This window comes from Legionella drancourtii LLAP12, assembly GCF_000162755.2.
Classification (GTDB): domain Bacteria; phylum Pseudomonadota; class Gammaproteobacteria; order Legionellales; family Legionellaceae; genus Legionella; species Legionella drancourtii.
Genome location: NZ_JH413829.1, coordinates 53,070 through 78,044 on the forward strand (window position 1 = coordinate 53,070; position 24,975 = coordinate 78,044).

Sequence of the window (24,975 nt, forward strand, 5' to 3'; positions counted from 1 at the left end):
TTCTAGCTCTGTTATTAACTTAACGATGTCCTTCTAAGAGATCAATCCACATCCTTAATTAATATCTTGCCCAATACTCATAACTGATTCAAAAAATTCTTTTCCACCTAGACTTAATCGTATAGATACTGCTTTTCGGATTAGACCCGTTCTAACATCCTTCATTAATGGAGCTGTTAATTTTATTTTCTTTTCAAGTTCTAATAGCCTTATTTTTGTTTCATGAGATATGAAAACTTGTGTTGCATTACCTAAATCACGTTGATTTAATCCTTCGTTAATATCATCAATTAACTCAGCATAATCAAGATCCTTTTGGTAATCAGCCCACTTTATTTCAGAACAAGTATATAAATAATATTTAATCGCCTCTTCAATCAAGATACTCTGTTTACCTCTACCTTCATAATCCTTCTCTGATTGCTCCTTAAGCTGACTACGAATATCAGATGGAAATCGAATGCATATCATCCATTTGTCTTTTTTTTCTGGAACTTTAAATATAATTCGTCTAATTTTTCTTTTTTGTCCATCTTCCATTTTTATCTCACATTTTAAATAATCAAAAAAATCAAATTTATAAAATTTTATATTATTATTCAATAAGTTACAGTTAATCCGATCGCGATCGGATTAACTTGATTTAGCTAAGTCTAATAGCTTATTTAATAAATTTTCCAAGCTATGAAATGGCGTTAAATTATCCTCGACATGGATTAAATCAGGTATCATTTTTAATAAATAATCTTTCAATATAATGGAATCTTGTTCTAATTTAACTTTAAAGGTAGCTGACCGCTTTTTAGTCCCACCATTTTTTCCTCGAGCTAAAGGTTTGCTTTTTTCTACATGAATAATAAGACTTCTATCATTTCCAGTTGACATTCTTTCAAGTTCAGCTTCAATTTGGCTATATGATTTTGAAATCCACTTTCGAATCCAACGAAATGATACCTGACTCATTTCTATCAAATTAATCATTTCAGAAGGATATTTATTGGGATCTAGCGATAATCGTTTAAGGGCACCAGCAATATCTTCATTTAAGCCTATGATAGAACTTAATTCTTTATTTGAAATATTTTTACAGTCTTCTGATTTTAGAAGCTCTCTTACAATTGAAAAATTTTGTCCTACAGTTAATTCCTTTCTGAGATTATTTTCTGATAATTGTCGTCGTAGTTTTCTATGATTTACTTTTAACCGGGCAAGAAGGGTCTCGTCAGTAATCTCTATACATGTAAGCGTTTGAACTCCGGATAACATTCCAGCAAGTCTTCTTTGATGTCCCTCAAGGATTACATAACCATAATCTAAATCAGAGTCAATAAAATATTCCGGATCGGTAGTTGAATCTGCTAAGAAAATTTCAATTGGTTCAATAAGTCCATCATTCCTTATCGAGTAAGCCAAACTTCTTAAAAATTCATAATGCTCTTCAAGATCTAAGCTTAATGTTCCTGATAATTCTGAAAAGGAAGGAATAATATAATTACCGTTCAAATCTAACTTACACAGTGAACTTTCTGTATTAAGAGCTAAATTTGTTTTTAACCACTCTTCATCTATTTGGTCACCTGGTCTAGGATTAAAGGGATCAGGAATTAAAGTATAGGGACTATGTTCAACTAATTGTTTGCCTCTAGTAAATCTTAAATCAGCTGTTATACCTGCGCGAGTTATTGTACTGGATTTTGAATTAGACCCATTTTCTAAATTTAATGATTTAGCATTTAGTTTTATTTTTTTCATGCAATTACGATCCTAATTCCAGTGAATTATAAATAAATTCCCCTAAACATGCAGCTTCGATGGCGAATCTATCATCATATTTCAATTCTGTGTAAGGAGCAGTTATAGGAGCCTGATCTTCATCTATATCTACAGCTCTAGGAGAATCATGAATTTCAACTGCTTCGAGCAATAAAGAACTCAATATAGGATTTCCTCTAATCGTATCCAATATTTTATTTTGTGGACCACGTTTATTGTAATCAACTTTATTTCTCAATAAGCCTACTACTTTAGCTTGATTAGTAGCAGGTCTATAAACATTTTGTCGATTGACAAGATCCACCATACCAGCTAATCCCTGCAAAGATTTATTACTTAATTCTAAAGGTATTAAAACATGGGTAGCCGCACGTATAGCTCCTTGAGTTAATGGACCTTTGGCTGGAGGAGTATCTATCAATACTAAGTCATATCCACAATCAATAAAATCATCCATATTAAAAAAATCATAAGGCCTTTTAATAATTTCATCTAAAGAATTAGAATATTCGAACGCTTCAATATCTCGAATTAAAGGTGCATTACTAGGAAGTATATCTAGATTCTCTAAATCAGTAGGATATGGAATTACTGGATTTTCTGTCCACATATCCAACGCAGATGATTTCCCATCCCAACCATCATCTTCTGGGTTAGAAGGGTCATAATCGGGATGAATGGGAGGTCGGTAATTTGACATGTCACGTATCCTAGTGTCATTTAAAAATCTAAATGACATATTACCCTGAGGATCAAAATCACAAACAAGCACCCTCTTATTTTTTTTAAAAGCAATATAAGTTGATACTAATTGGCTAATAAGGCTTTTTCCAACTCCGCCTTTGTTATTTGCCACAACAAGAATCTTAGGTTTTATTTTGGCCATTATTTGTCCCTTTATGTTACTAGCTATCTGCTTTAAATAGATATTACTTTAACTAAAAAACAATTAACAATCAATACATACTCAATACTGTATTGAGTATTATTTTTGAATACCGATGAGAAATTTAAAAAACAACTTCTAGAAGCAAAGGTCACATGAAATTATTAACCATAACTTCCATTAGTGGTTATTTTATCAATGATCTGAGTGATTTTAGAAAAATAAAATAAATTTCACTTTTCGATTGATCTAAGAAATAAAAACGGGGACAATAGCTTTTTGAGTAACTTGTATTGGGTATTAGTCATCAAATTTTAGATAGTTTGGAAATACCGAAAATAACTAATTTAGCAGAACAAAGAATTAAAGAATTAAAGAATTAAAATTACGTAAATGAAATTAAAGGAAAATTAAATGTGCTAATAAAGAAAATATAAAGTGGTAGTTATGAAGAGTTTGCCGACTCTCCATAACCAAATAAAATTAGCTTGGAACAAAGCTAATACTAAAAGAATCAATAAAAAGATTTTTATAGATTCTCTTACGTTTTTACACTACATATATTAGCTTTGTTCCCTCGGAACATCAATAGAAATATTGATGTCTAGGGATATTTTTAATGGAATTTTTTAATAATAAGAAAGACTTGTCTCAACAAGTCAAAACACAATCCTTCGATCAATGGGTTGTGGATAATCGTTCAATGATTGAGTCCCATTTGATTCATGCAGGTATTGCTTTTATTAATGAGCAAGCCGAATCACTAAAACAATCTGTAACCAATCTAATGCTCGATGATCGCTGGCATTACATTGATAAACCTACAAAAAAGCAAAGCTATCGTGGATCTCTGGAAATCAACAGCCAAGGAATACCTTATCTTTTCTTAAGGTATTTTACCTTTCGCCATGGTGGGTATTCCGCACGCTTCAATAGCAAAGAAGTACTGAAAGAACTTTGGAAAGATGCACGCCGAGGTATCATATCAAAACCACGGCCTGTGACACCTAAAAACCAACCATTAAAAAGTACTCCAGAGAAAGAAAACGTTTTTTTTGATTGGGTTGGCCATCATTTAAAGCTTTGGAACTCATTAAGTACTGCCGGAACAAGCCCTTATTTAAAACAAAAAGGACTGGGAAATACCTTCATTCCAGGTATTCGTTTCGCAAAAAATTACATTGCAGTAGCTCTTATCAATACGGAGAATGCATTTCAAGGAATGCAATGCATTTATAACGACGGTGAAAAACGTTATACCAAAGGAATGACCAAGAAAGGACATTTTGGAATCGTCGGTGACACCACCTTACCCCAAAAACCAAGAGCATTACATGTCTGCGAAGGACTTGCTACTGCTGCAAGTATCTATCTTGCCACTGGAGAGTCCGTCTTTTGTGCCTTCGATGCAGGTAACTTACTTCCTGTCAGCCGTAATCTAAAACGCCATTACCCCAAAACCCCTATTATTCTTTGGGCAGATAACGACTGGCAAAAAGCCACTAAAAAAACGAAACATGGACGCATCCTGGGTAATACAGGGCTTATTCATGCCAACCGAACCGCCTTTAAACTTCGTAATGCCTTAGTATGTACCCCTGATTTTTCTAGTCTCCCTCCAGAACAAATTAAAGAGGCTACAGACTTTAATGATTTACATCAGCTCTTAGGAATTGAGGCGATTACGCAAACCATAGCACAAAAACCAAATATTAGCCTGGCTTTATGGCATGAATCATCTCGCTATACCCGATATGCTCATGGCGTACTTGCGCCACAGAAATTTGCTAAAGGGATAAAACGAACCTATAAAAAAAGATACCTTCCCAAAGATGTATTTCAGCACGAAGGCGTTCACTTGGTACGCTCCGCCATTGGAACAGGTAAAACCGCCATTGTGGAACATTTAGTCAAAAACAATCCCCACCATTCCATCTTATTTACCACCCATTTAATTTCCTTGGTGGAAAGTGCAGCACAGCGCCTTGGATTGGTAAGCTACAATGAATGTGACGCGTTCGATTTGCAAATAGAAAATCGCGTGGCCATTTGCCTCAATTCTTTAGGCAAGCTTACTGCGGAAGGGGCGCTGAAAACCTATGATGTCGTCATCATCGATGAAATTGAACAGGTACTTGCACGACTCACCACTCATATTGAACAAAAACCTCTGGTTTTTAGTGTCCTAAAACACTTAATGATGCATACCAAAACTTTAATTTGCCTTGATGCACATCTGTCACAAACCACAGTACAAATTATCCAACGTTTTTGTCCCAATCATCCGGTAACTGTACATTTTAATGAATACACACCCGGGCATGGTCGCAAGATTTTATTTCATGACAATCCAGAAAGCGTGCAAATGAACGCCTTACATGCACTGGAACAAAACCAAAAAGTCTATTTAGCCTTTAATTCAAAAAAAGAAGCCTACAAGACCTTCTCTGCTTGTTCTATAGCGTTCCCTGAAAAAAAAGGGCTCTACATCTCCAGTGATAATGCCGGGGATGCTGAAAATCAGGCCTTTTTTAATAATGTAAATCAAATAAGTCAGCGTTATGATTACCTCATCTGCACCCCATCGGTAAGTACGGGTGTATCCATTGATAATGGCCATTTTGATTTTGTAGGCGGGGTATTTAATGCCCAAATCAATACAGCCAATGATTGCATGCAAGCCTTAGGACGCATTCGTAACCATCAAACACTCCATGTATTTTGTGAGAAACGTTTAGGAAATAAAACACTAAATCCTGAAGTAATTTCCGCGAAATGGGCAAACACTCATCTGCATGACTTAAATCTAATGAATATTGATGCCTTATCGGGCGCGCGTATCCTCTTAAACCCTGACTACGAACAATTAGCTCTGTTAGTCACCCAAGCACGTAATGCAAGCAACAATAATTTTTATGAACAATTTGCTTTATTAGCACTTCATGACGGCATGCATTTAGCCTATTTTGAAGAGGACATGGATTTAGGCATCCAAAAACAACTAAAAAACTTTAAAAAAGCGTGCATTGAACACGATGCCAATCAAATCTGCCGAGAGCAATTACCATTAACTGCTTCAGAGCTCTTAGCGCTTGCGAAAAAACCACGAAAAACAATGGCCGATACACGCGCCTATAAGAAACAACAACTTATTGAGTTTTATAACTTATCCGAAAAAGACAATCAAAGTATTCAGGCCTTAGCCACAATTGATAACGACGGTCGATTTAAAAAACAAATAGTTAACCTGGAACTCGCCTTAGGCGATGTTGAATTAGCAAAAAAACACTTCTTAGCGCAATTGCAGGAAAGCAATCAATTTGCTGCGGATTTAAATTATTTTGCAAGCTTACAAAGTATCTATCAGAAACTTTTGCGAACTCTCCGTGTAACCACATCCAATGGCACATTGGATACATCAAATTATCAATACAGCAAAGAACTACTGCAACACAGTGATTTTTTACACTGGATTGAACAAAACAGACCAATAATACAAGGAATTGTCACCCTTCCTACGCCTGACCGATTGTATAAAGACCCCATTCGATTCGTATCCATGCTGTTATCTCATTTAGGACTAAAACAAAAAAGGGTAGGGCGCGCTGAATTTGGACTCTACCAACTCGAACCATCCCGCGTACAGTTACTTAATGCCTTAATTATGCGACGCAAAAAAGGCTGCACCGGAATAAGCATGCCATTGGATACTTCTTCGTGTGCCGTTAAAAAATCAACAAGTACCGATTTTTTTGTAACTACATTTCGCAAAATTAAAGAGTTTATCCTCCCCAAACATTTTTTTGAGCCTGTTTTTTCTTAAAACAGAATAAACTTAATTCTTTCTTGAATGCCATTTAGAAATTGGTAGGTTTTTTATCGTCCCCAATATTTTTATGGATTAATTTAATTCTAAATGTTTATTGAATAGACAGTCTCGTCACTTAAAATGAGTTATTTTTTTATGAGAAAGAAGGTGATTTTATGAATTTATCGTTAATTTATGGGAACACTGGTGATGTTATAGTCTTTATATAACACCTTGAGTGTTCCCAATAAATAGAAAAGCGAAATGAGGCAAACTATGAAATTAATGCACTTGCAACACCCTCGTTTCAGGAAATAGTAATTCATTACTGGCTTGTGCGGATGCGGCACTCCCAGAAAATACCCCACAATGTTTGAGTGCGGTTATCGAATTATCAATGCCTTGCGCTTTGGGTACGATTAGTTTATCGGTTATTTCAGATACTTTTTCAAGTTTTTTAATGAGCGAATCCTGATATTCTATCATCTGTGCATAGTGGTTATTAGAGCTGCGCGTTTCTTCTAATGTGCTGGTTAAATTCTTTTGCGTCTCTAACATCCTCTGTGTTATTTGATCAAACTGTAGTTTTTCATCATCAATAAATGTATGTAATTTTGCAAGAAATAAGGTTCTTTGCTCTTCATTAAACCGCAATGTCCCGGTAAATACGGTGACTGTGTCACTGAGCGTATTCGCTAGATTTTTGGCAATTTTAAGATCGGTTTCAAGTTTACTTCTTAGTGTCTCCAGCTCCTCAATACGTTCAGACAACGTACTGTGGTTCTGTTCATACTTCTGCTGCACCTCATTTAATTGGGCCTGGGTTTGTTGCAGCACCACGGATTGTGCACCCGAAGTACCTTTTAATTCCTCCAGGGTTTTGTTGAGCCCATCACGGACTACGCGCAACTCACCCTCGGTAGTGTTCAACGTAGCTATTTTCCCCGTTAACTGATTAATTTCACTGTTCAAGCGCGACACATTATTCGTAAGATTCATGTTTTCTACGGCTAATTGGTCCACCTCCGTTTTGAATTGCGCGTGTAGTGCATCGATTAAATCAATAAGGTTCACCAGTAAGTCTGAAAAATTTACGATAATTGTTTTAAATTTATTCGTACTTTGTGTCGAATTTTGATGGTAGTCAAATAGCAAGTAACTGCCGACTGTATAAGCAAGCAGTGCGAAAATACTTAGCGTAAGCAGTGCAGCAAGTTGCAACGTAATGCTTAATACAATGAGTGGTATGAGTACTGCAAGTCCTGAGCTAACCTGTACCCAAAGAGGAATCTTTGCCCAGTAAGCTGCGATACGTGCTAAGACACTTTGATTGGCCGCGAAGGAATCGATTGCGTCCTCTAAGTCTTTTTGTATCTGTGTTAAATGTTGGTGGGTGGTTATTATTTGTTGTAGATGTTCAGGTTTAGGTTGTGTTGGATTGGTTTCCGTTTGTAAATCAGGTGTCATTTGTCCTCTTCCTTATTGTTGACAAAAAAATGAGCCACGCCAGTGGCGTGCGGTGAGCATTGTACGTGCTTGGGTTTATTTCGTCACTATAAAATCACCCATAGAATTTGGATTTATTTTCAACATAATGATTTTTAATCGATTTTAAAGTCTAATGAATCGGGCGCAAATTAGATTGTTCGAACGTTTTGTTTTCGCTATTATTCCAGGCAACTCACCTTTAATATGCAGTAGGTGCGACAACAAAAAACAGGGCATTTTGGAGACATCCTGGCTCATCTTGATCTGCATGAATAATGGGGAATGTGATTCGCTTTTCTTAAGGGCACTAAACAAAGGAACGATGCACGCATACCAAAGAGGATGTCTCTTTTTAAGCTGCAGCGTACATAACAAGGAGAAATAAAATGAAAAAAAGGACGTTCAGTGCGTTGTATGGCCTACTTTGGTTCGGGTGCCACAGCGCATTTGGGTTGCCCCTTGATTATCTCATGCCCCCTATCGATTATGAACCCTCCAAAGTAATTCATCATAAAAAACATACCCTAACGTTGGCTGATAATTCAGGTAATTTGAGCCACAACAAAAAAACAGAGTTACCCCATAAAACAGCCTAATTGTTGCATTCGGCTTTGGTTGGGCGAGCAACCATAATGGGGCGCGGCTTCAATTAGCCAGGTATTGTGGGGTTTCGCAGAGGAGGCGAGCATAACGTGTTTTGGGACGCCTTTTTATGCGGTCAAGATAATTCCAACACAATCTTCTGGCCTGTATTCGCGCGTTAATGGAGAGCGAAGGCAGGGGCGTTAAGGAGTCAATATCCAATACATTGATGAGGTGGATGCTTCCAAGTTGCGGGTCTTGACGCAGCGCTTTAGGTTCGGATGTAATGTACTTAAATTGAATGAGTACGTCTTTAACGAGTCCATAATCATTGGTCAGTGATGATTTAAATGATAATCCTGTCATTTATATAAAAACACATAGGTCACGTAGGCCTTCATTCTAATAAGATTTAGTGTCGATTGCCAATCCTTTTACAGCCAGAGAACGTGCACGGTAATTCATCTAAAATGAACGTCTTCAAAGATATCCACAGTTTCTGTGGATATCTCTGTGTGCAGTGTGTTAACCCTTTGTATAACAAGCAGTCATAAGGCCGTTTCTATGAAACGGGGTACTGGGGTCGTTAGGATTTATTCTATACTTAAAACACAAGGATAAATTTGGGGGCATCAATGTGCGGTCGTTTTGCCTTGGATGCAGATTATGTGCGTATTAAAGCGCAATTTAATTTGTCCAATGATTTAGACATCCTACCCCGATACAATATTGCGCCCAGCATGCCGGTGCTTTTTATCTGCCAGATTGAGGGACAAAATCAAGCACTTAAATTGCAATGGGGGTTGTTGCCCGCATGGGCTAAAACAAAAAAAATAAAAAAAGCCATTAATGTGGTTTCGGAAACTGTTTTTGAAAAACGCGCCTTTCGCAAGGAAATACAAGCGCATCGCGGAATTATGGTGATGAGTGGTTTTTTTGAATGGCGCGTGGAAGGGAAGGGGAGACAGCCCTACTATTTTAAAAAGAAAAATGATGAATTAATTGCGGTAGCTGCGCTTTGGGATACGTGGCACAGCGGGGAGGAGGTGATTCATTCCTGCGCCCTCTTAACGACCGAAGCAAATCCTCTGGTTCATGCAATCCATCAACGTATGCCAGCCATATTAGTACCGTCTGAACAAACAATTTGGATGAACAACCACGCGTATGAGCCTGATAAATTAAGCGCTGTGTTGCACCCCTATCAAGTTGATGATTTGTGTGGTTATCCGGTGACACGGGACATGAATCATTTTGCCTTTCAATCTTCTTTAGCCATTAAAGCCCTCACTACGGTTAAATCGGCCTTAAGATAAAAATAAATAAAAAAATATTTATCAATACAATCGCAGTGTTAGCCTATTTTTACTGATTTTTTAGGTACGGTGGTTATTTACAATAAGGGTTATTCACGTCTACTATTTGAATAATGAAACAAAAATCAAAAGATAATACCATGCACACACAACCTGCTTCATGTCGATATTTTGGATTTCTTAAAGGTGGAGCGTATGAAGTACCTAAGCTAATGGAGGTTTCTGTTCGGCACGAATGGGTAATTAAACCATTTTTAGCTGATGAATACACGACTTATTCGATACCGTTATACGCAAGTAAAGTGCAGGCTGGTTTTCCTTCACCGGCGGATGATTACGTGGAGTGTTCTTTGGATTTAAATCAGGCGTTAATCCGCCATCCCTCGGCAACTTTTATTTTAATTGCCGCTGGAGAGTCGATGATTGATGCCGGAATTCATCCGGGCGATAAATTAATCGTTGACCGAAGCGTGGAGGCTGTGGACGGAAAAATTGTCATTGCCGCGCTAGAGGGTGAGCTGACCGTAAAGCGTTTATCACGCAAGGCAAATCGCGTTCAGTTATTGCCTGCTAATCCCAAATTTAAGTCGATTGATATTACCGAAGATTCTGAAATGGTGATTTGGGGTGTGGTGATGAACATTATTCATACTCCGAGTTAATTTATGTTTGCCTTGGTCGACTGCAATAATTTTGTGCGACGTGAAAAGTCGTCTAACGGACTGTTTTAGACAAAAGGACTTGGATAAAACCAACTGTTCCACCGGTTGTACCCTAGGGAGTGGTGCGGTGAGGTAACAAGCCGTATAGAGCCTCCTGACAATGTACCGAAACCCAATTTATCTGTGAAGAGCGATTGGTACTGGCAGCATCAAGCTGGTAGAGGGCTAGGGTTTGGGTGGTATGGCTAATGTAAGTGAACTTCTAATAAACGCCGTTATGCAGAACAAGCCAAAGATGCTGATAGGCTTGAACCAAAAGGTTTGTGAGAGGAACTGGGGCTGAATATTTCCCCTGTCGTGGACATGATCTCACCGGTGAAAAGGAAGAGCCTACCCCACTAATGCGGTTAGACGAAACACGGTAAGCCCGTAGCGCTCCTGAAACAGGTATGTTTGATGTAAATCAAACGGACGGTACTGCGGGTAAAGGAGGACGGAGAAAGCGAAGGCCAGGCTGTAATGGTTTGGATACTGATGATATCAGGCATGAAAATGAGCCCACTTCCGTCTGGTTCTGTATCACGAGAAACTTGACAAAACGGTGAAGGAGACAAAGCAGATGACAGAAAAAGCAAGTGCTTTAAATGGTGCAGTCTCCACTGTAGCTGAATGGCATCAAATTGATTGGCAAACAGTAAATACTACGGTAAAGCGTCATCAAGCCCGTATCGTGAAGGCCGTACAAGAAAAGAGATGGGGTAAAGTAAAGTCTTTACAACGTCTTTTGACTCGCTCGTTCAGTGCTAAAGCTTTAGCCATAAGACGAGTGACAGAGAATAAGGGGAAACGTACTAGCGGTGTTGATGGTCAATTATGGGAAACACCTCAGCGCAAAGGAAAAGCACTTTTTGAATTAAAAACCTATGGATACAAACCACAACCACTGAAGCGCATCTTTATCCCTAAAAATAATGGGAAACTGCGTCCGTTAAGCATTCCTACCATGAAAGATAGGGCGATGCAGGCATTATACCTCTTGGCTCTTGAACCAGTTTCTGAAACCATTGGAGACATCAACTCCTATGGATTTAGAAAAGAACGTGCGACAAGTGATGCAATCGAACAATGCTTTGGGGTTTTGGCAAAGAAATCCAGTCCTGAATGGGTTTTGGAAGCAGATATTGAAGCGTGCTTTGATAAGATAAGTCATGAGTGGTTTGAATCAAACCCTTTCGGTTCCAACGAGTTCTGAGAAAGTGGTTGAACACAGGGTTTATATCAAAAGGGGTCTTTTTCTCCACTACCGAAGGTACGCCGCAAGGTGGCATTCTCTCACCAACATTAGCCAATATGGCATTGGACGGATTAGAAAACAAACTTAAATCGCTCTATCCCAGAACTTACAAACAACCTTATCGGGGAGTAGCATCGAAAGTTCATTTAATCCGTTATGCTGATGATTTTATCATCACAGCTAAAACACGAGAGATGCTGGAAGGGGTTCTTTTCAGGAAGGTACGAGATTTCCCAGAGTACCCCTGCAATCCTTTTCTAGTCTAGGCTACAGCCAATAAATCGATTTTTTGATTACTCACCAACTTTGCTATAACATCATGTAAATTAAGACATTCATTGTTGTTATAAAATTCATAAATTCCAATCAAGTTAATATGCTGCCATGCAACGGGAGATAGCCGAATAATTTTCAAGCATTCTTCCTCCATTTTGTTTTGTTTGTAATATTCATACAGTCCAGACAGAAGGGATGCATTGTAAAAAATAATGCAGTTGGATAGGAAGCGTGCACATTCGTTATTAATGGTTAACTCAATCTCGGTTTTTCCAGCTAATTTCCTGCTGCTAATCCTTGCGATAGCTGCTCTGAGTTGGTGGTATGACTCACCTCGGTTTAAAGAACGATGCACTGTTTTACGCATCCCTTCATCATCAATATAATCTAACATGTAGAGGGTCATGATTACTTGATCCAGTTCTATCAATGCCCATAACGTATCATTAGACTGGTAGGAAGATAATTTTTTGACAATAGTGCTTTGGCTACTCTTTTTCAGCCCCAATGTTGCCATTATTCTTAAAATATTGTCCCATTCTTTAACGATCAACTTCACGTTCACTTTTTTACTTGGCTTTACCAGAAGTCCGTCATAAAGTTTTGGATCATCAAAACTGACAAGGTTATTGCCAGCCTTTTTATCCAACTGAGTAAATCGTGGCATAAACCGATACCCGAAAAGAAAGAGTATGATGAAATTCACGCGGTTTATACTGTGCATGTCTCCAGATATAGCAGCAATTTCAATATCGCTTGTGTTGCTATTGAGCATATCAAACAGATAATGGCTTTCATGCTCGTTTGCCCCGATAATTTTAGTGCACAGGGGTAACCAGTTCGCGCATAATGTGTAGGCAGATACCCCTTGGCCAAATCCGAAATATTTCGTTGAAAATCGCGCCATAATGGAATTGAATTTTGTCTCAAGCTTTTGACCGTCTATGCTTGCATGGATTCCGTAGTCAGCAAGGGTATATTTTTCAAATATGGGGAGTTTCTTCAAACGATTCATAACCACATCGCTGGCTTGCGTTAAGGTCATGTGTCGAATAAAATCTGCGTAAGTTGACTTAAGGTCATGCTCTTTAACATCGCTAATGTCTTTCATTTTGTCAATATCAATACCAGTGCCCTTGGCAACCAGACAAGCTGACAATACAGCTGCATCGACTTGCTTTTTACTGCCTGTTGGCAATATATGGGTGAATTTCTTCATGCAGTCTGTTTGGCTATGCGTAAACTGTATAATTTCAGCAATACTGGTTAAGGGCATGTTTTCATAAAACGGATTATTAACACCATCGTCTGATTTTTTATAAGGCAAAGTCCAGCGAATGACTTCTCCTTTTTTATTGTGTTTAAGTTTGATCTTTTTGTTTTCACCCGAGGTAATCTTCTCATTGACCTCTTGGTAGCGAGGGCCTAATCGACTTGCAAGCTCTTTAAGAAGGTCGTTGATATCACTAGCCAGCAGCTTATTCTCCAAGCCTTTAATGATGGATTTCTTGTTTTTGTCCCAGTCTTGTTTTGGGTGTAACTCATCGTTTAATGAGCGGTACGATAAGCTATTATAAACAGTCACTGATCCTGATTTTATGCCTTTTTCAATTTGAAGGTACAGCATGCACTCATACTTTTCCGCATCAATATACTTTGTTTTTTTGCCGGTTTTACCCTCCCTGATTTTGTTAATAACATAGCGTCGCAACAGCTTGGGGATAAATTCAATTGGAATATCATTGAATTGATAAGAACCGAATGATTTATTACAGGTATAGTGTTCCTTCAGGAAGGTAATTGCTGCTTGTAGCTCCTTGTTTTTGCTCTGAAAATCCAATGCTTTAAATGCAGCCCGCGTATTAAGCTTAATTGTAGGTGCTGTTTTTTTATAGTATTCCCAGCGATAAAATTCGGGAGTAAAATTTGGTTTTTTAATTTTTCGTATGAACTGTTGAAATTTTTCCTGAGGCACAATTTCATAGGCTTTTGTCCGTATGGCATTGTCTGCAACCTTCTTATTGTTTACCAGTGATAGAATCGCAGCGGCGGTATCGCGATGTTCTTTGTCATTGTCCTTGGCATTAAATATTAGCTTCGGCTTGGTACTCTTCCGCTTCACCTGCGTAGAAATTCACTTTGTGAATAAAACTGTTGATTAGATGATCACTGATTTTTAAATAACGATTGTATGCATAACACATGAGATATAGTCTGGATAAATTTTTTCGTTTCATAGTTCGTAAACCGTAGATGGTGTGGTACACCGCCAAGTCAGCATAGTGAGTTATATTTTGCTCTGAAATATCCAGTTCTTTTATAATTTCAATGGATTTTTGGTAGATCGATGATAGAAATTGGTGCTTTTTGATGGAAGCGTTAATTTCTGCTGTTGTAAAATCCTTTTGATCTTTTTTTAGTGTCGTCAGTTGATAAAACAACTCATCTTTTTCCAGGAAATTTCCCAATAGTTCCCTGAACGGCTTGTCCATAAGGGCATAGATCTTATTACTTAATCGGTTTTTTTCATTATTCAGTGCCTCAGACACCAGCTCCTGCAACGTTGTGTAGGATGGCCTGACAACTTTATGCTGATGGAAGTATTCTAGCAGCGAGTCAAACACATATTTTGGCACAGCATGTTGCTTTATCAATTCCCTGGCATAACGAAGCACTTTATCCTTTTGATGGCTTGATGAATAAAGAGACGCACCATATTTTTTCAAAATAGCGTTACGATTATCATAATGATGCCGTTTACTTACTGTTTTTTTTGGGAATTTTTCCGAAGGAAAATACGTTTTAATTATATACCAGGTATCCTGTCTGTTCCCCTGAAAAGTAATACGATGAAAATAGCTTGTAATTTTAAAGAACCCAACTTGTAAGATATAGTTTATCTTTTTTGGGATGTTATCAAACGAGTCAAGATATGCTTTGTCTTCATCGTCCAGCTCAAACACAAAGGGTCGGTCTTCATCTTCCAAAACAGGTATCGTGAGTAAAGAGCGACGGATTGATGAAATGCTATCAGCCTTAAATGATGCGGACATTTTGATCGTTACCGAATTAAGCCGCCTTGGAAGAAGTACCGCTGAAGTCATAGGGTTAATTAATGAGCTATTACAAAAACAAGTGCGCGTCATTGTGATTAAACAACAGTTGGACATTAAGCAACATGACATGACTTCCAAAGTCATGATTACCCTATTTTCATTGTTTTCAGAACTTGAAAGAGATTTAATAAGTTTGAGAACAAAAGAAGCCTTGGCTAGTAAAAAAAGACAAGGTATCAAGCTTGGCAAGCCAAAAGGCACTCTACAAAAAAGTAAATTTGACCATGATGTTGAAAAAGTCAAAGAACTCTTGGCTCTGGGGTTATCTGTTAGAAAAATTGCAAATTTTTTAGGTTACAGTAACCATATAGGTCTTAATACCTATATTCGGAAAAGAAATCTACGCGAAAATCTGTTAAAATTATAACAAAGAATGCCCTGCCACCATTGATTTGTTCTAGGCTTAAAAGTATGAATGAGAAAATTATTTTACAAATATTTAAAGAGCAAATGCTTGAGCGAAGCCTCATGCGCAAAGATTTAAAGATAACTATTGATGATATTTATGCTCTCCTAAATACTACTTCACCAGCGCAAAAGAAATTAATTTTTAAACTAATAGAGAGCTGTATTGAAAAAGGCTATCTAGAACCAGCTGAGCTTTCCCAGATAACTTTTTCCTATGATAACACTTACTCCATAACGGTACTTGGCTTAATAAAAATGGAAGACGATCGGTTTATGTGATTTGGATTTTTTCTATAAAGGCTCCAAGCAGTCACACCATAGGTCAAAATTGCTATATCATAACTTCTTGACTATCTTATATGAGTAACTTAATAAGAGTAATACCTTTCAAAATAACAAAGGAGTGTAACAATGCATCATAAAGAGTGTGTGCAATCTTGTTTAGATTGCCTTAAGGCCTGTGAGGCCTGTGCTTATCAGTGCTGTCTAGAAAACGACAAACACCTTGAGTGCTTTAAGCTTTGTACAACCTGCGCTGATATTTGCAACTTATGCGCCAGGATGTGCATGCGCGGCGATTTAGCATTTTGCAAAGAGATTTGCGAGCTTTGTGCCAAAATTTGCGATGCCTGCGCTGCTGAGTGTGAAAAACATGATGAAGAATTATGTAAAGCTTGCGCCAAAGCCTGTCGAGAGTGTGCAGCAGCCTGCCGAAAATGCTGTTAATGAAAAACCTACTGTGGCATAAGTAAAATCTTATGCCACAGTAATCAATCAGCCGTAGCCCAGCCTGTTATTGTTTATTAAAAAACACTCATCAGCAATAACATCAAAGCCATTAAGGCCATACCAATATCTTCGGTTAAGGTCACGGTAGATAATGGCACATCAAGTATAGACCCCATACAAGGACAATTAATATCTAATCCATTCCGTAAGGCTTTAATCACACCAATACTACCAAAGGTTAAAATCACTATGGTCAGCACATAAGTCAAAACAGGTAGGATAAAGGCAAGATACGAAAGCCCCAGAGCCAATTCCAAAAGTGGATAAATATAGGCATATATTCGAGTGCGCTTTGCGAAAATATCATACATTTCAAAGCCATCAGCAAATTTTGCGGGGTGAAAAATTTTAAGTACGCTAAATATCACTAAAAATATACCCATAAAATAATGCATCCATACTGTCATATCGCCTCCAACGCGCCAGTTAATGGCAAAGGCTGACAAAACTGACACTACAATCAGTGAAATTAAAGGCCAATACTGTCTAATTGGTTTTTCTTTAGATTTAGTATTCATAATGAATAAATTTTAAGTTACTGTTAAATATAACTATAGCAACCCTTGAGTAATTTTCTAATGGGACTATCTTTTAAAAGGTTTTTGTATATGAGAAAAGGGTATTTGTCGTTTTTAGTTTTAATGTTTTGTTCCAGCTGTGTATGGGCCAAACATCATACAATTGAATTAACTGTAGCCTATGATACAGTTAATTTTACAGGGCATCCTGCTCGGGCCATTACCGTTAACCATCAAATTCCTGCCCCAACACTTCGTTTTAAAGAAGGCGATACGATAACCTTAAACGTTAACAATCACCTAGATAAAGATACGGCTATTCACTGGCACGGCATCATTTTACCCTGGCAAATGGATGGGGTAATGAATATCACTCAAAAAGGCATCCCCCCGGGCGCTACTTTTCGGTATCATTATACTTTGCGGCAATCAGGGACCTATTGGTACCACGCACATGCAGGGCTTCAAGAACAAGATGGTCTCTATGGAGCCTATATCATAGAGCCCAAATCTCCACCGCCCTTTTCATACAGTAAAGACTTTGAAGTTGTGCTATCAGACTGGAAGAATACAAAAGCAGATCACATCCAGGCCAATTTGAAGAAAACCGGAGAGTATTATGGTGCAGGATTCCCCTTGCAACCATCCCTTCTCCACTTTATCCAAAGTTACCGCAAAGCCTCTAAGAAAGAGCGGGGGAAATTGTGGATGGATTATAAAATGATGCAGTTTATGCGCATGGGGATATTTGATTTAAGTGATATTGCCTATGATGCATTTCTTATGAATGGCCATCCAGCTCATCGCCCATGGACTCGGCAAGTCAAAGTTGGTGATGTAGTTCGATTGCGGTTTGTTGGTGCTAGTGCCAATTCTTTTTTTCGCGTTAAGATACCTGGCAGCAGGATGCAAATGGTACACATTCAAGGCAATGATATTGTACCTTACCCTGTTAAAGATTTTTTTATTGGACCAGGGGAAACCAATGATGTTCTAGTAAAAATCGAAAAAGATAAACCCTATATCATCTATGCTGAATCATTTGATAAAGTCGGAAAAGCCATAGGTGCATTAGTCACAGATCCAAATCAATCTGTGCCTTACACCAACATCAAGCCATTCCCAGAACCAAAACCTGCAACAAGAACAAAAATGAAAAACGAAAAAAGACGTGGCTTAATGCCTATGAAAAACATGGGTATGCAAAGTAAGCTTCACCACCAGCCTCTTATTAATACCATCGCTGCAGCGCAGCTTCCTAAAGACAAGCAAAACCCCAAGCAAACCCATAAAAAAACTCACAAATATGTAACAGTCGGCACAAAATATCAGGACTTAAAAGCAAAATATAAAACCAATAACCCAAACCGCCCAGTATATAAAACCGTTGAGATGAAGTTGTTTGGTTTTATGGATCGCTACATATGGTTCATAAATGGGGTGCCTGCATACAATGCTAAACCCATTAACCTTTTGCCAGGCAAACGCTACCGTTTAGTATTTACTAACAATTCAATGATGCACCATCCTTTGCATTTGCATGGTCATTGGATGATATTTCGAAACGGACACGGCGCTTACGACCCATTACTCCATACCATTGATGTACCACCTGGAAGCATGGTTACAGCCGACTTTGACACCGATGCCAGTGGCCAGTGGTTTTTTCATTGTCATATGCTTAATCATATGATTTCAGGTCTTGCCAGAACATTTCAATACGATGACATCATTGAAGTGGCCAAAGGAGAGAAAAAACCTGCTCATGTTATCAAAGAAACTGGCTTTTATAATCGGCCCATTGTAAGGGTCGATGAAGTAAGACCCATTCCACTTTCCATTGTAAAAAATGCAAAAGCCCATGCACAGCAGGCCTGGGCATCCTCCTTTTTAGAAGTCGGCGGAGAATTTAATAAAAACCGACAAACACTGACCTACCTTGGCTTATATGGTTATGATTTTCATAAATTGCAATTATTTATAAACGACGCTGAAATGAATAAGGGTTCAATTGAAAATGCCGATATTGATGTGTTTTACTGGCATTTGCTAAATCAATTTTGGGCTGTAAAAGGTGGGGCAAACTATTTCTATCGACCCTCGCAAACACCCTACTGGCAGCCAGGCATTGGCTTTGAAGGCTTGATGTATTATTTTATCGCCAATAATTCGCGCTTCTACTACCATAAAGGCAGTATTAAGGCTGACATTGAATTTGGTCGCAACACCCAGCTCACTAATAATTTATTTTTAGGATTAAGCGCACGGGCGACGGCTGCAACAAAAACCATAGCAGGCGATAGCATAGGTAGTGGTCTTAACCAGACCTGGTTAACAGTGCGTCCTAATTATCGTTTAATGCCAGGTGTCGCTGCTTTTATGGAGTATGAGTACGTCACATATTATGGTTCTTTAAAAAATATCCGCAGAAGAATGGGAGAATCGGGAACTGAAAAATCGCTCTTTTTCGGAATAAGTATCATAGTCTAATGATAACGTAAACAATTATAACGCAAGGAATGCAAATGATAGAAATTATACCCAATTGACACCCCGTCTTTGTACATTTTACCGTTGCACTCATTAGCGTGGCAACTTTTTTCTATTGTGCAGGTCTTATTTTTCATAATAAAAAATTCGGGCATGAAATGCTTATTGTCGCACGCTGGTGTTTATGGACAGGAGCCTTAGCAGCCATTGTAACGGTCATTGCGGGGTTTATTGCATATTATTCAGTAACGCACGACAGCCCATCTCATAATGCTATGACCATCCACCGGAATTGGGCGCTTGGGACTTTGAGTGTTATTCTCATTTTGTCAATTTGGTCTATAAGAACTTATCTTAAAGATAAAAGTATTTCACTATGGTTCATTTTTGGTATGCTGATTACTTTTTCACTGGTCACCATAACCGCCTGGCATGGGGCAGAGCTTGTGTATCGGTATGGGTTGGGTGTGATATCTTTGCCTGAAGCTGATAAGCCAAGTCATGCCCATTCTCATAAAACGCGACAGAACAATGAATCAAACGCTCATTCCCACTAAAAGCAGGTGCTCACATCATATTTGTTCTAAAAAACTTAAATGTAAATTACAAATAGGCATGATAATATATTGAATATAATAACAACATTTATTTTACATCATCAAGGATGGTTTAATGGGCAAAGAGCGGACGCCATCTTTTTTTCTTCTACGTATTGCCTTTTTAGGGACGCTGCTTTCTGCTGCAAACAGTGGTTTTTCTCAATCTTTAACGCTAAAACAAGCAGAAGTTCTTGCCCTTGCAGAATCCCCAGAAATCCAATCTTTTCGCGCTAAAAATGAGTCGCTTTATCAGGCTGCTATTGCTGCGGGCCAACTACCCGATCCTCATTTATTTGGTGGCACACTCAATGTACCCGTTGATACCTTTAATTTCAATCAAACACCCATGACCCAAATTCAAGTAGGTCTTGGTCAGGCTTTTCCAAAAGGCAAAAGTTTGCGCTATGAAGCGCTTGAAAAAAAGCGCTTATCTGAAGCAGAGATATTTAAACTGCAAACCATGTGTTTGGATATCTTACAAAAAGTACGCTTAAGCTGGCTTCACTTATATTATTGGCAACAATCTAAAAATATTATTCTACAGCAAAAGAAAATCTTTCAAGATTTGCTTGAGGTCGCAAAATCTATGCTGGCCAATAATAAAGCCCAGCAAAAAGATGTGATTCGCGCTCAACTTGAATTATCTGAACTTGAGAACCGTCTCATTCAAATTGAACTACAAATCCAAACAGCTCAATTTCAGTTGGCTCGCTGGATAGGTGAATCACAAGCCTATAAAGCACAAACTAAAAACGAGCCACACTGGTCTTTATTGCCTTCAAAAATGAGATTGCTTGAAGTGGTAAAACAACACCCAGAATTACAAACGGATTCGGCCAATATCGCTGCGTTTAGTGCAAAGGTTAAATTAGCCTTGCAACAATATAAACCAGGCTTTAATGCCAATGTAGCCTATGGGTTTCGTCAAGGCCGAGAATTTGATGGCAGAAAGCGCTCTGATTTGTTAACTGCAACCGTGAATATGGATTTACCGGTATTTACCCATAACCGCCAGGACCGAACCCTTAAAGCGAGTGAAGAAAGCTTGCTGGCATCTGAGAAAGACCGAATGAGTCATTTTGGAGGGCTAGCCGCAAACCTCGGAAATTTCCGGACAGTTTTTAGTCACTTCGGGTTTTCTTAACCTACGCAAAAGAACCTTGCCTATTATCTCATCAAGATTGATGATTGTATCATCCGTAAATATGAAATGTCCTTGGAAATGAATGTGCCGCCAAGCCACAGGGGATATTTTCTTTAACATAGTCAACGCTTTTTCATCACCTTCAGCTTCATATTTCTGCTTGAGCTTGGATAATATTGCAGAATTATAGTGAATGATGGCATTGGCAATGAGTCTGCCACACTGGTTACTAATCTCAATTTCACGATCCCCCTTGCCGGATAACTGTTTTTTCCCATATGCTGTTGCAATGGCGGCGCGTAATTGATGATACGATTCCACACGATTCTGTGAACGATGTACATCGCGTTGCAGTTTCCTGTCTTGTAAATATTTGAGGGTATAAATGCTGCGAATTAGTTTGTCATATTCCATTATTGCCTTGCGAGTCTTGTTGTCAGTGGTGTAAGTACATAATTTTTTAACAAGAATACTCTGCGAAATTTCCTTTAGCCCCAGAGCCTTAATGATGGGTTCAATATTTGGCCACTCATCTTCAATGAGTTGGCGATCAATTTTACCAACCGGCTTGATTAACCAATCATTATATTGAGCTGGATCATCGCCACAGAAAAGGTGCTTTAGTTGGGATTGCAAGTTGGTGAATCGTGGGCATAACTGGCCGCCAAACCAATCCATTATTGCGAAGTTGGTCTTGTTAATAATGTGCATATCGCCCGTAATGGCATTGGGCATGATGCTGCTTGTGTTGTTGTACCAAATATCAAAAGCAAAGTAACTTTCATGCTCGTGAGCACCAATTAACTCTGTTTGCAGGGGGATATGGTTGACCAACAGCGTATATGCAACAACGCCCTTGCCCTTTTTAAAGTATTTTTTAGAGCGCCTAGCTTTTAGGGTCGGTTTTTCAACCTCATATTTTTGACCATCAACGCCACCATAGAGAATAGCCATGTCCAATGCGTAAAAAGAGAAAACGGGCATTTGGGCAATATCATCACCGATGATATCATTGGCTTTTTTCAATGTTTGTAATCGCATGCGGGACTGATATATATCCAGCAGTTTGTCATAGGGAATATCAGAAATTTCCGCCATATTAAGGTTGCCGTTATTGAACGCTTGCGCGATAATAACCGCGTTGAGGCTGTTTTCATCTACACATACTTTGCCGTAACGAGGCTGTATGTGCGTAAAAATTGATGAATACCGGCACCGTTCATTAACAAATCGAAGTACATCTGTAATGTCGCAGAGTGGCAACTGATCATAAAAACGATCTTGAAGCTCTTCATCTCCCTCTGCCCTAGATTTTTTTAGATGAATCGTGTTTGTTTTTTCATCATAATGAAGGTGCTTGAGTTTTCCTTGAATCAAATCACTATTAAACCTCACCCATTCTGTGCGTAATTCAGCAATGCGATCGTCCAGTATTTTTTTGATAGGGCTTTTCAACGCAGGGATATCCAATGACTCAACCAGCACCCCTTTTTCATTGGCAGAACTAATCTCCTGTTGAAGTGAGCGATGGTGAACGCTGTCCGCCAAATAGAGTTCTCCCGCCTTGAGCCGTTTTTTCATTTGTCGGTAAATCCAAAATTCATAGCGATCACCATGGAATTTCTGCTCACCCTTGGCATTGGTATCGAACAAGAATTTTTGTAGCCGTTTAGGCCTGGTTTTCTCGGGACATGCCGTGATTGGGTATTTCTTTATTGGTTTTTCAAGATCAAATATTTCTTTAAGCCACGTTACGGCAGTAAGCCATGGACTGTCAGTTATCGTACTTGAAAAATCAATCGCCATCATCAATGGACGCAATTGCAGTTTGAAGCGATGAAAGTGCTTATCAACCATTTTCCATTGAAAATCGATTAATTTAAGCTCTGCTGCATTATTGTTTGATATTTTATCTCGCAGCTCATCCTCGGGTATAATGGTCGTGAATGCTTCTCGGCGTACTTTGCCAAAACTGACCTCATCAGACAGTTCTTTCTTGATAAATAACTCGGCTAATTTCTGCATAACAGACAGTTCTGATTGCCTGTTGACCGCATACTGAGAAAATGCGTCTTGCGCTTTTTCTTTGATCTCTAGCTCACACTCTTTGAGCTGAAAACAAAAGGCATCCATCAAATTATCATCGAGTTTAAGATACCGCTGGTGGATATAACACACAAGGTAAAGATAGGTTTGGTCGGATTTTAATTTCTTGCGCAAATCATACACGGTGTAATAATCAACAAGGCTTGCATAATATTGAAGATTTTGTTGGGACAATTTGAGCTTGGGTAATAGCGATTTGGCTAACAGATACAACGGTTTGATTGAAATCAGTTTGTCGCGTTCAGCGCTGATCATGCGTGGTTTAAAATCCTTGGCGTCTTGTTTTAGATCAGCCAATCCAGACAGGGTCTCAGTTTCCTTCTCAAACAACAGTTTTTGCAAACCCGACTTATCGGCTTCAGTCAGTGAATCATGAATAATCGTCCCCAAGCGTTTACGTTCAGCGTTCAATACGTTGCTAACAATCGCTTGCAGGGTTGTATATCCTGGCCGCATGATTTTTTTCTCTCGCATAAACCCTAACAATTCGATGACAATGAATTGCGGACTGATATCCCGGTAGATGATTTTTTCGGCTTTTTCACGCAATAATGGCTCGAATTCTTTTGACCATAGCTGGTAACCAAAATGCGCAGCAATTGCGTGACATTGTGCATAATACTGATGCTTGGTTATCTTTGTTGGGTGAAAAAACATATGCTCGGGGAAATATTCCTGCATGATAAAGTCAGTATCTTCTTGAACCTCATCCCAATGAATCGGGAAGAACATGTGCATGGATTTAAAATACCCGATTTGCAGTGCGCAATGGACTTGGGCTGAAAGATTGGCGCGATTACGAACCAATGCCTGCTCCTCAGGCGTTAGATTGAGGAAACTCAAGCGTTGTTCATTATCAAAATCAGGTGACTCATATAAAGCGGCCTTTTCTGCTTCTGATAAAATGGTCAATTGCTTATTGCTGGCTCGCATAATGAGAAATCATATGGCTTAAAATGGTGATGGATTCTACTTCAAAACTTTCCCTAAAGCATGTCTTTATGGGAAAATTTTCTCAGACGCATCAAGCTGGTGGCCGTGTTTCACCTCCTCTTGGACTGGATGCCAACCATCATTTTCAGGAAAGTAGGTTATAATTAAGGTATGAAACCTCCAAAAAAGATTAAAAATAGTGCTCGACGAGTACGTGAACACCTAACGCCAGCGGAAATTGATGCATTGATCCATGCAGCAAAAAGTACTGGGCGACATGGCCTACGTGATGCCACCATGATTTTGATGGCATTTCGGCATGGGCTGCGAGTTTCTGAATTAGTTTCATTACGATGGTCACACGTTGATTTAAAACAGGGTCTACTTTATGTTGTTCGGTTAAAAAATGGCATAGCATCACAGCACCCATTGTTTGGCCCAGAGTTGCGGGCGCTCCGGCAATTACAGCGTGATTACCCAGATACAGATTATATTTTTATGAGTGAACGCCTATCCCCGATGACAACGGATACATTTCGGAAAATCGTTGCAAGGGCTGGTGAGCTGGCCAAGATTGGCATGCCGATTCACCCACATATGCTTAGACACTCAACTGGGTTTAAACTGGCTAATGATGGACGGGATACACGGAGCATTCAGCATTACTTGGGGCATAAAAATATTCAGCACACAGTGCGGTATACAGAAATAGCAGCAATACGATTTAAAGAGTTCTGGAATGACTAAAAACTGTCCGGAAATTTCTGAGGTTTGCGGCTACCTCCCC

The 24,975-nt window shown here is 38.8% G+C and carries 20 protein-coding genes and 2 pseudogenes; 13 read left to right on the top strand and 9 right to left on the bottom strand.

Annotated elements, in window-relative coordinates; translation table 11 throughout:
* Positions 1 to 54: 54 nt before the first annotated feature.
* The 3 genes from LDG_RS10860 to LDG_RS10870 form a co-directional block, all read right to left on the bottom strand.
* Positions 55 to 540, bottom strand: a complete 486-nt coding sequence (locus LDG_RS10860; protein ID WP_040535439.1) for a hypothetical protein — start codon at positions 538 to 540, stop codon at positions 55 to 57.
* Between the two features lie 93 nt (positions 541 to 633).
* Positions 634 to 1,752: a ParB/RepB/Spo0J family partition protein gene (locus tag LDG_RS10865; protein WP_006871405.1), complete on the bottom strand. Its 1,119-nt coding sequence runs from the start codon at positions 1,750 to 1,752 to the stop codon at positions 634 to 636.
* 4 nt (positions 1,753 to 1,756) lie between these two features.
* Positions 1,757 to 2,659: a ParA family protein gene (locus LDG_RS10870; RefSeq protein ID WP_006871406.1), complete on the bottom strand. Its 903-nt coding sequence runs from the start codon at positions 2,657 to 2,659 to the stop codon at positions 1,757 to 1,759.
* A 619-nt stretch (positions 2,660 to 3,278) separates the two neighbouring features.
* On the opposite strand from LDG_RS10870, the gene LDG_RS18565 reads away from it, so the two are divergent.
* Positions 3,279 to 6,482: a plasmid replication protein, CyRepA1 family gene (locus LDG_RS18565; protein ID WP_006871407.1), complete on the top strand. Its 3,204-nt coding sequence runs from the start codon at positions 3,279 to 3,281 to the stop codon at positions 6,480 to 6,482.
* A 267-nt stretch (positions 6,483 to 6,749) separates the two neighbouring features.
* On the opposite strand, the gene LDG_RS10880 is transcribed toward LDG_RS18565, so the two are convergent.
* Entirely contained in the window at positions 6,750 to 7,934 is a 1,185-nt protein-coding gene (locus LDG_RS10880) for a hypothetical protein (protein ID WP_006871408.1), read from the bottom strand.
* A 407-nt stretch (positions 7,935 to 8,341) separates the two neighbouring features.
* Between LDG_RS10880 and LDG_RS10885 the strand changes: the two genes are divergently transcribed.
* A complete protein-coding gene (locus LDG_RS10885) occupies positions 8,342 to 8,551 on the top strand; it encodes a hypothetical protein (protein ID WP_040535441.1) in 210 nt (69 codons plus the stop codon).
* 49 nt (positions 8,552 to 8,600) lie between these two features.
* Here LDG_RS10885 and LDG_RS10890 read toward each other — a convergent pair whose 3' ends face one another.
* Positions 8,601 to 8,903, bottom strand: a complete 303-nt coding sequence (locus LDG_RS10890; protein ID WP_006871411.1) for a hypothetical protein — start codon at positions 8,901 to 8,903, stop codon at positions 8,601 to 8,603.
* 257 nt (positions 8,904 to 9,160) lie between these two features.
* Here LDG_RS10890 and LDG_RS10895 point away from each other — a divergent pair, with 257 nt between their 5' ends.
* From LDG_RS10895 to LDG_RS20535, 4 genes are all read left to right on the top strand, one after another.
* Entirely contained in the window at positions 9,161 to 9,853 is a 693-nt protein-coding gene (locus LDG_RS10895; RefSeq protein WP_006871412.1) for an SOS response-associated peptidase, read from the top strand.
* Between the two features lie 212 nt (positions 9,854 to 10,065).
* On the top strand, positions 10,066 to 10,515 hold the full coding sequence (locus LDG_RS10900; protein ID WP_083821439.1) for a LexA family protein: 450 nt from the start codon (positions 10,066 to 10,068) through the stop codon (positions 10,513 to 10,515).
* Positions 10,516 to 11,134: 619 nt separating this feature from the next.
* Complete coding sequence (locus tag LDG_RS10905) at positions 11,135 to 11,767, top strand: reverse transcriptase N-terminal domain-containing protein (protein WP_006871414.1); 633 nt, start codon at positions 11,135 to 11,137, stop codon at positions 11,765 to 11,767.
* A gap of 8 nt (positions 11,768 to 11,775) precedes the next feature.
* Positions 11,776 to 12,075 (top strand): reverse transcriptase domain-containing protein, encoded by a 300-nt coding sequence (locus LDG_RS20535; protein ID WP_267878843.1) that lies wholly within the window; start codon positions 11,776 to 11,778, stop codon positions 12,073 to 12,075.
* On the opposite strand, the gene LDG_RS10910 is transcribed toward LDG_RS20535, so the two are convergent.
* Both LDG_RS10910 and LDG_RS19035 read right to left on the bottom strand, forming a co-directional pair.
* Positions 12,072 to 14,207: a Tn3 family transposase gene (locus LDG_RS10910; RefSeq protein ID WP_006871415.1), complete on the bottom strand. Its 2,136-nt coding sequence runs from the start codon at positions 14,205 to 14,207 to the stop codon at positions 12,072 to 12,074. The two genes, LDG_RS20535 and LDG_RS10910, sit on opposite strands and share 4 nt — an antisense overlap.
* Complete coding sequence (locus tag LDG_RS19035) at positions 14,170 to 15,072, bottom strand: DUF4158 domain-containing protein (RefSeq protein ID WP_040535446.1); 903 nt, start codon at positions 15,070 to 15,072, stop codon at positions 14,170 to 14,172. Before LDG_RS19035 ends, LDG_RS10910 begins: the two co-directional genes overlap by 38 nt.
* A 10-nt stretch (positions 15,073 to 15,082) precedes the next feature.
* Between LDG_RS19035 and LDG_RS10920 the strand changes: the two genes are divergently transcribed.
* The 3 genes from LDG_RS10920 (at position 15,083) to LDG_RS20290 (ending at position 16,357) form a co-directional block, all read left to right on the top strand.
* Complete coding sequence (locus LDG_RS10920) at positions 15,083 to 15,568, top strand: recombinase family protein (protein ID WP_233491495.1); 486 nt, start codon at positions 15,083 to 15,085, stop codon at positions 15,566 to 15,568.
* A 44-nt stretch (positions 15,569 to 15,612) separates the two neighbouring features.
* Complete coding sequence (locus LDG_RS10925) at positions 15,613 to 15,888, top strand: hypothetical protein (RefSeq protein WP_006871418.1); 276 nt, start codon at positions 15,613 to 15,615, stop codon at positions 15,886 to 15,888.
* A gap of 331 nt (positions 15,889 to 16,219) precedes the next feature.
* A complete protein-coding gene (locus LDG_RS20290) occupies positions 16,220 to 16,357 on the top strand; it encodes a hypothetical protein (protein ID WP_407635274.1) in 138 nt (45 codons plus the stop codon).
* Positions 16,358 to 16,412: 55 nt separating this feature from the next.
* On the opposite strand, the gene LDG_RS10935 is transcribed toward LDG_RS20290, so the two are convergent.
* Positions 16,413 to 16,805, bottom strand: coding sequence for a MauE/DoxX family redox-associated membrane protein (locus LDG_RS10935; protein ID WP_233491497.1), 393 nt, complete (start codon positions 16,803 to 16,805; stop codon positions 16,413 to 16,415).
* Positions 16,806 to 17,039: 234 nt separating this feature from the next.
* On the opposite strand from LDG_RS10935, the gene LDG_RS10940 reads away from it, so the two are divergent.
* The 3 genes and pseudogenes from LDG_RS10940 (at position 17,040) to LDG_RS10950 (ending at position 21,149) form a co-directional block, all read left to right on the top strand.
* The gene (locus LDG_RS10940) at positions 17,040 to 19,406 is read left to right on the top strand and encodes a multicopper oxidase domain-containing protein (RefSeq protein ID WP_233491502.1); all 2,367 of its coding nucleotides are present in this window, start codon (positions 17,040 to 17,042) and stop codon (positions 19,404 to 19,406) included.
* Positions 19,407 to 19,477: 71 nt separating this feature from the next.
* Positions 19,478 to 19,963: pseudogene (locus LDG_RS10945) on the top strand (DUF2231 domain-containing protein); the annotation flags it as partial.
* A gap of 115 nt (positions 19,964 to 20,078) precedes the next feature.
* On the top strand, positions 20,079 to 21,149 hold the full coding sequence (locus tag LDG_RS10950) for a TolC family protein (protein WP_050805554.1): 1,071 nt from the start codon (positions 20,079 to 20,081) through the stop codon (positions 21,147 to 21,149).
* A 3-nt stretch (positions 21,150 to 21,152) separates the two neighbouring features.
* Here LDG_RS10950 and LDG_RS10955 read toward each other — a convergent pair.
* A pseudogene (locus LDG_RS10955) lies at positions 21,153 to 24,188 on the bottom strand (Tn3 family transposase); the annotation flags it as partial.
* Positions 24,189 to 24,359: 171 nt separating this feature from the next.
* Here LDG_RS10955 and LDG_RS10960 point away from each other — a divergent pair.
* Positions 24,360 to 24,935, top strand: coding sequence for a tyrosine-type recombinase/integrase (locus LDG_RS10960; RefSeq protein WP_006871427.1), 576 nt, complete (start codon positions 24,360 to 24,362; stop codon positions 24,933 to 24,935).
* The last annotated feature ends 40 nt before the right edge of the window (positions 24,936 to 24,975 follow it).

Excerpts from the sequence above, each read along its gene's own strand:
- LDG_RS10940 (WP_233491502.1), top strand. The coding sequence starts at position 17,040 with ATGTTTTGTTCCAGCTGTGTATGGGCCAAACATCATACAATTGAATTA.
- LDG_RS10860 (WP_040535439.1), bottom strand. The coding sequence starts at position 540 with ATGGAAGATGGACAAAAAAGAAAAATTAGACGAATTATATTTAAAGTT.
- LDG_RS10865 (WP_006871405.1), bottom strand. The coding sequence starts at position 1,752 with ATGAAAAAAATAAAACTAAATGCTAAATCATTAAATTTAGAAAATGGG.
- LDG_RS10925 (WP_006871418.1), top strand. The coding sequence starts at position 15,613 with ATGAATGAGAAAATTATTTTACAAATATTTAAAGAGCAAATGCTTGAG.
- LDG_RS10870 (WP_006871406.1), bottom strand. The coding sequence starts at position 2,659 with ATGGCCAAAATAAAACCTAAGATTCTTGTTGTGGCAAATAACAAAGGC.
- LDG_RS10960 (WP_006871427.1), top strand. The coding sequence starts at position 24,360 with ATGAAACCTCCAAAAAAGATTAAAAATAGTGCTCGACGAGTACGTGAA.
- LDG_RS10885 (WP_040535441.1), top strand. The coding sequence starts at position 8,342 with ATGAAAAAAAGGACGTTCAGTGCGTTGTATGGCCTACTTTGGTTCGGG.
- LDG_RS10890 (WP_006871411.1), bottom strand. The coding sequence starts at position 8,903 with ATGACAGGATTATCATTTAAATCATCACTGACCAATGATTATGGACTC.
- LDG_RS10950 (WP_050805554.1), top strand. The coding sequence starts at position 20,079 with ATGGGCAAAGAGCGGACGCCATCTTTTTTTCTTCTACGTATTGCCTTT.
- LDG_RS18565 (WP_006871407.1), top strand. The coding sequence starts at position 3,279 with ATGGAATTTTTTAATAATAAGAAAGACTTGTCTCAACAAGTCAAAACA.
- LDG_RS10880 (WP_006871408.1), bottom strand. The coding sequence starts at position 7,934 with ATGACACCTGATTTACAAACGGAAACCAATCCAACACAACCTAAACCT.
- LDG_RS10905 (WP_006871414.1), top strand. The coding sequence starts at position 11,135 with ATGACAGAAAAAGCAAGTGCTTTAAATGGTGCAGTCTCCACTGTAGCT.
- LDG_RS10935 (WP_233491497.1), bottom strand. The coding sequence starts at position 16,805 with ATGACAGTATGGATGCATTATTTTATGGGTATATTTTTAGTGATATTT.
- LDG_RS10900 (WP_083821439.1), top strand. The coding sequence starts at position 10,066 with ATGGAGGTTTCTGTTCGGCACGAATGGGTAATTAAACCATTTTTAGCT.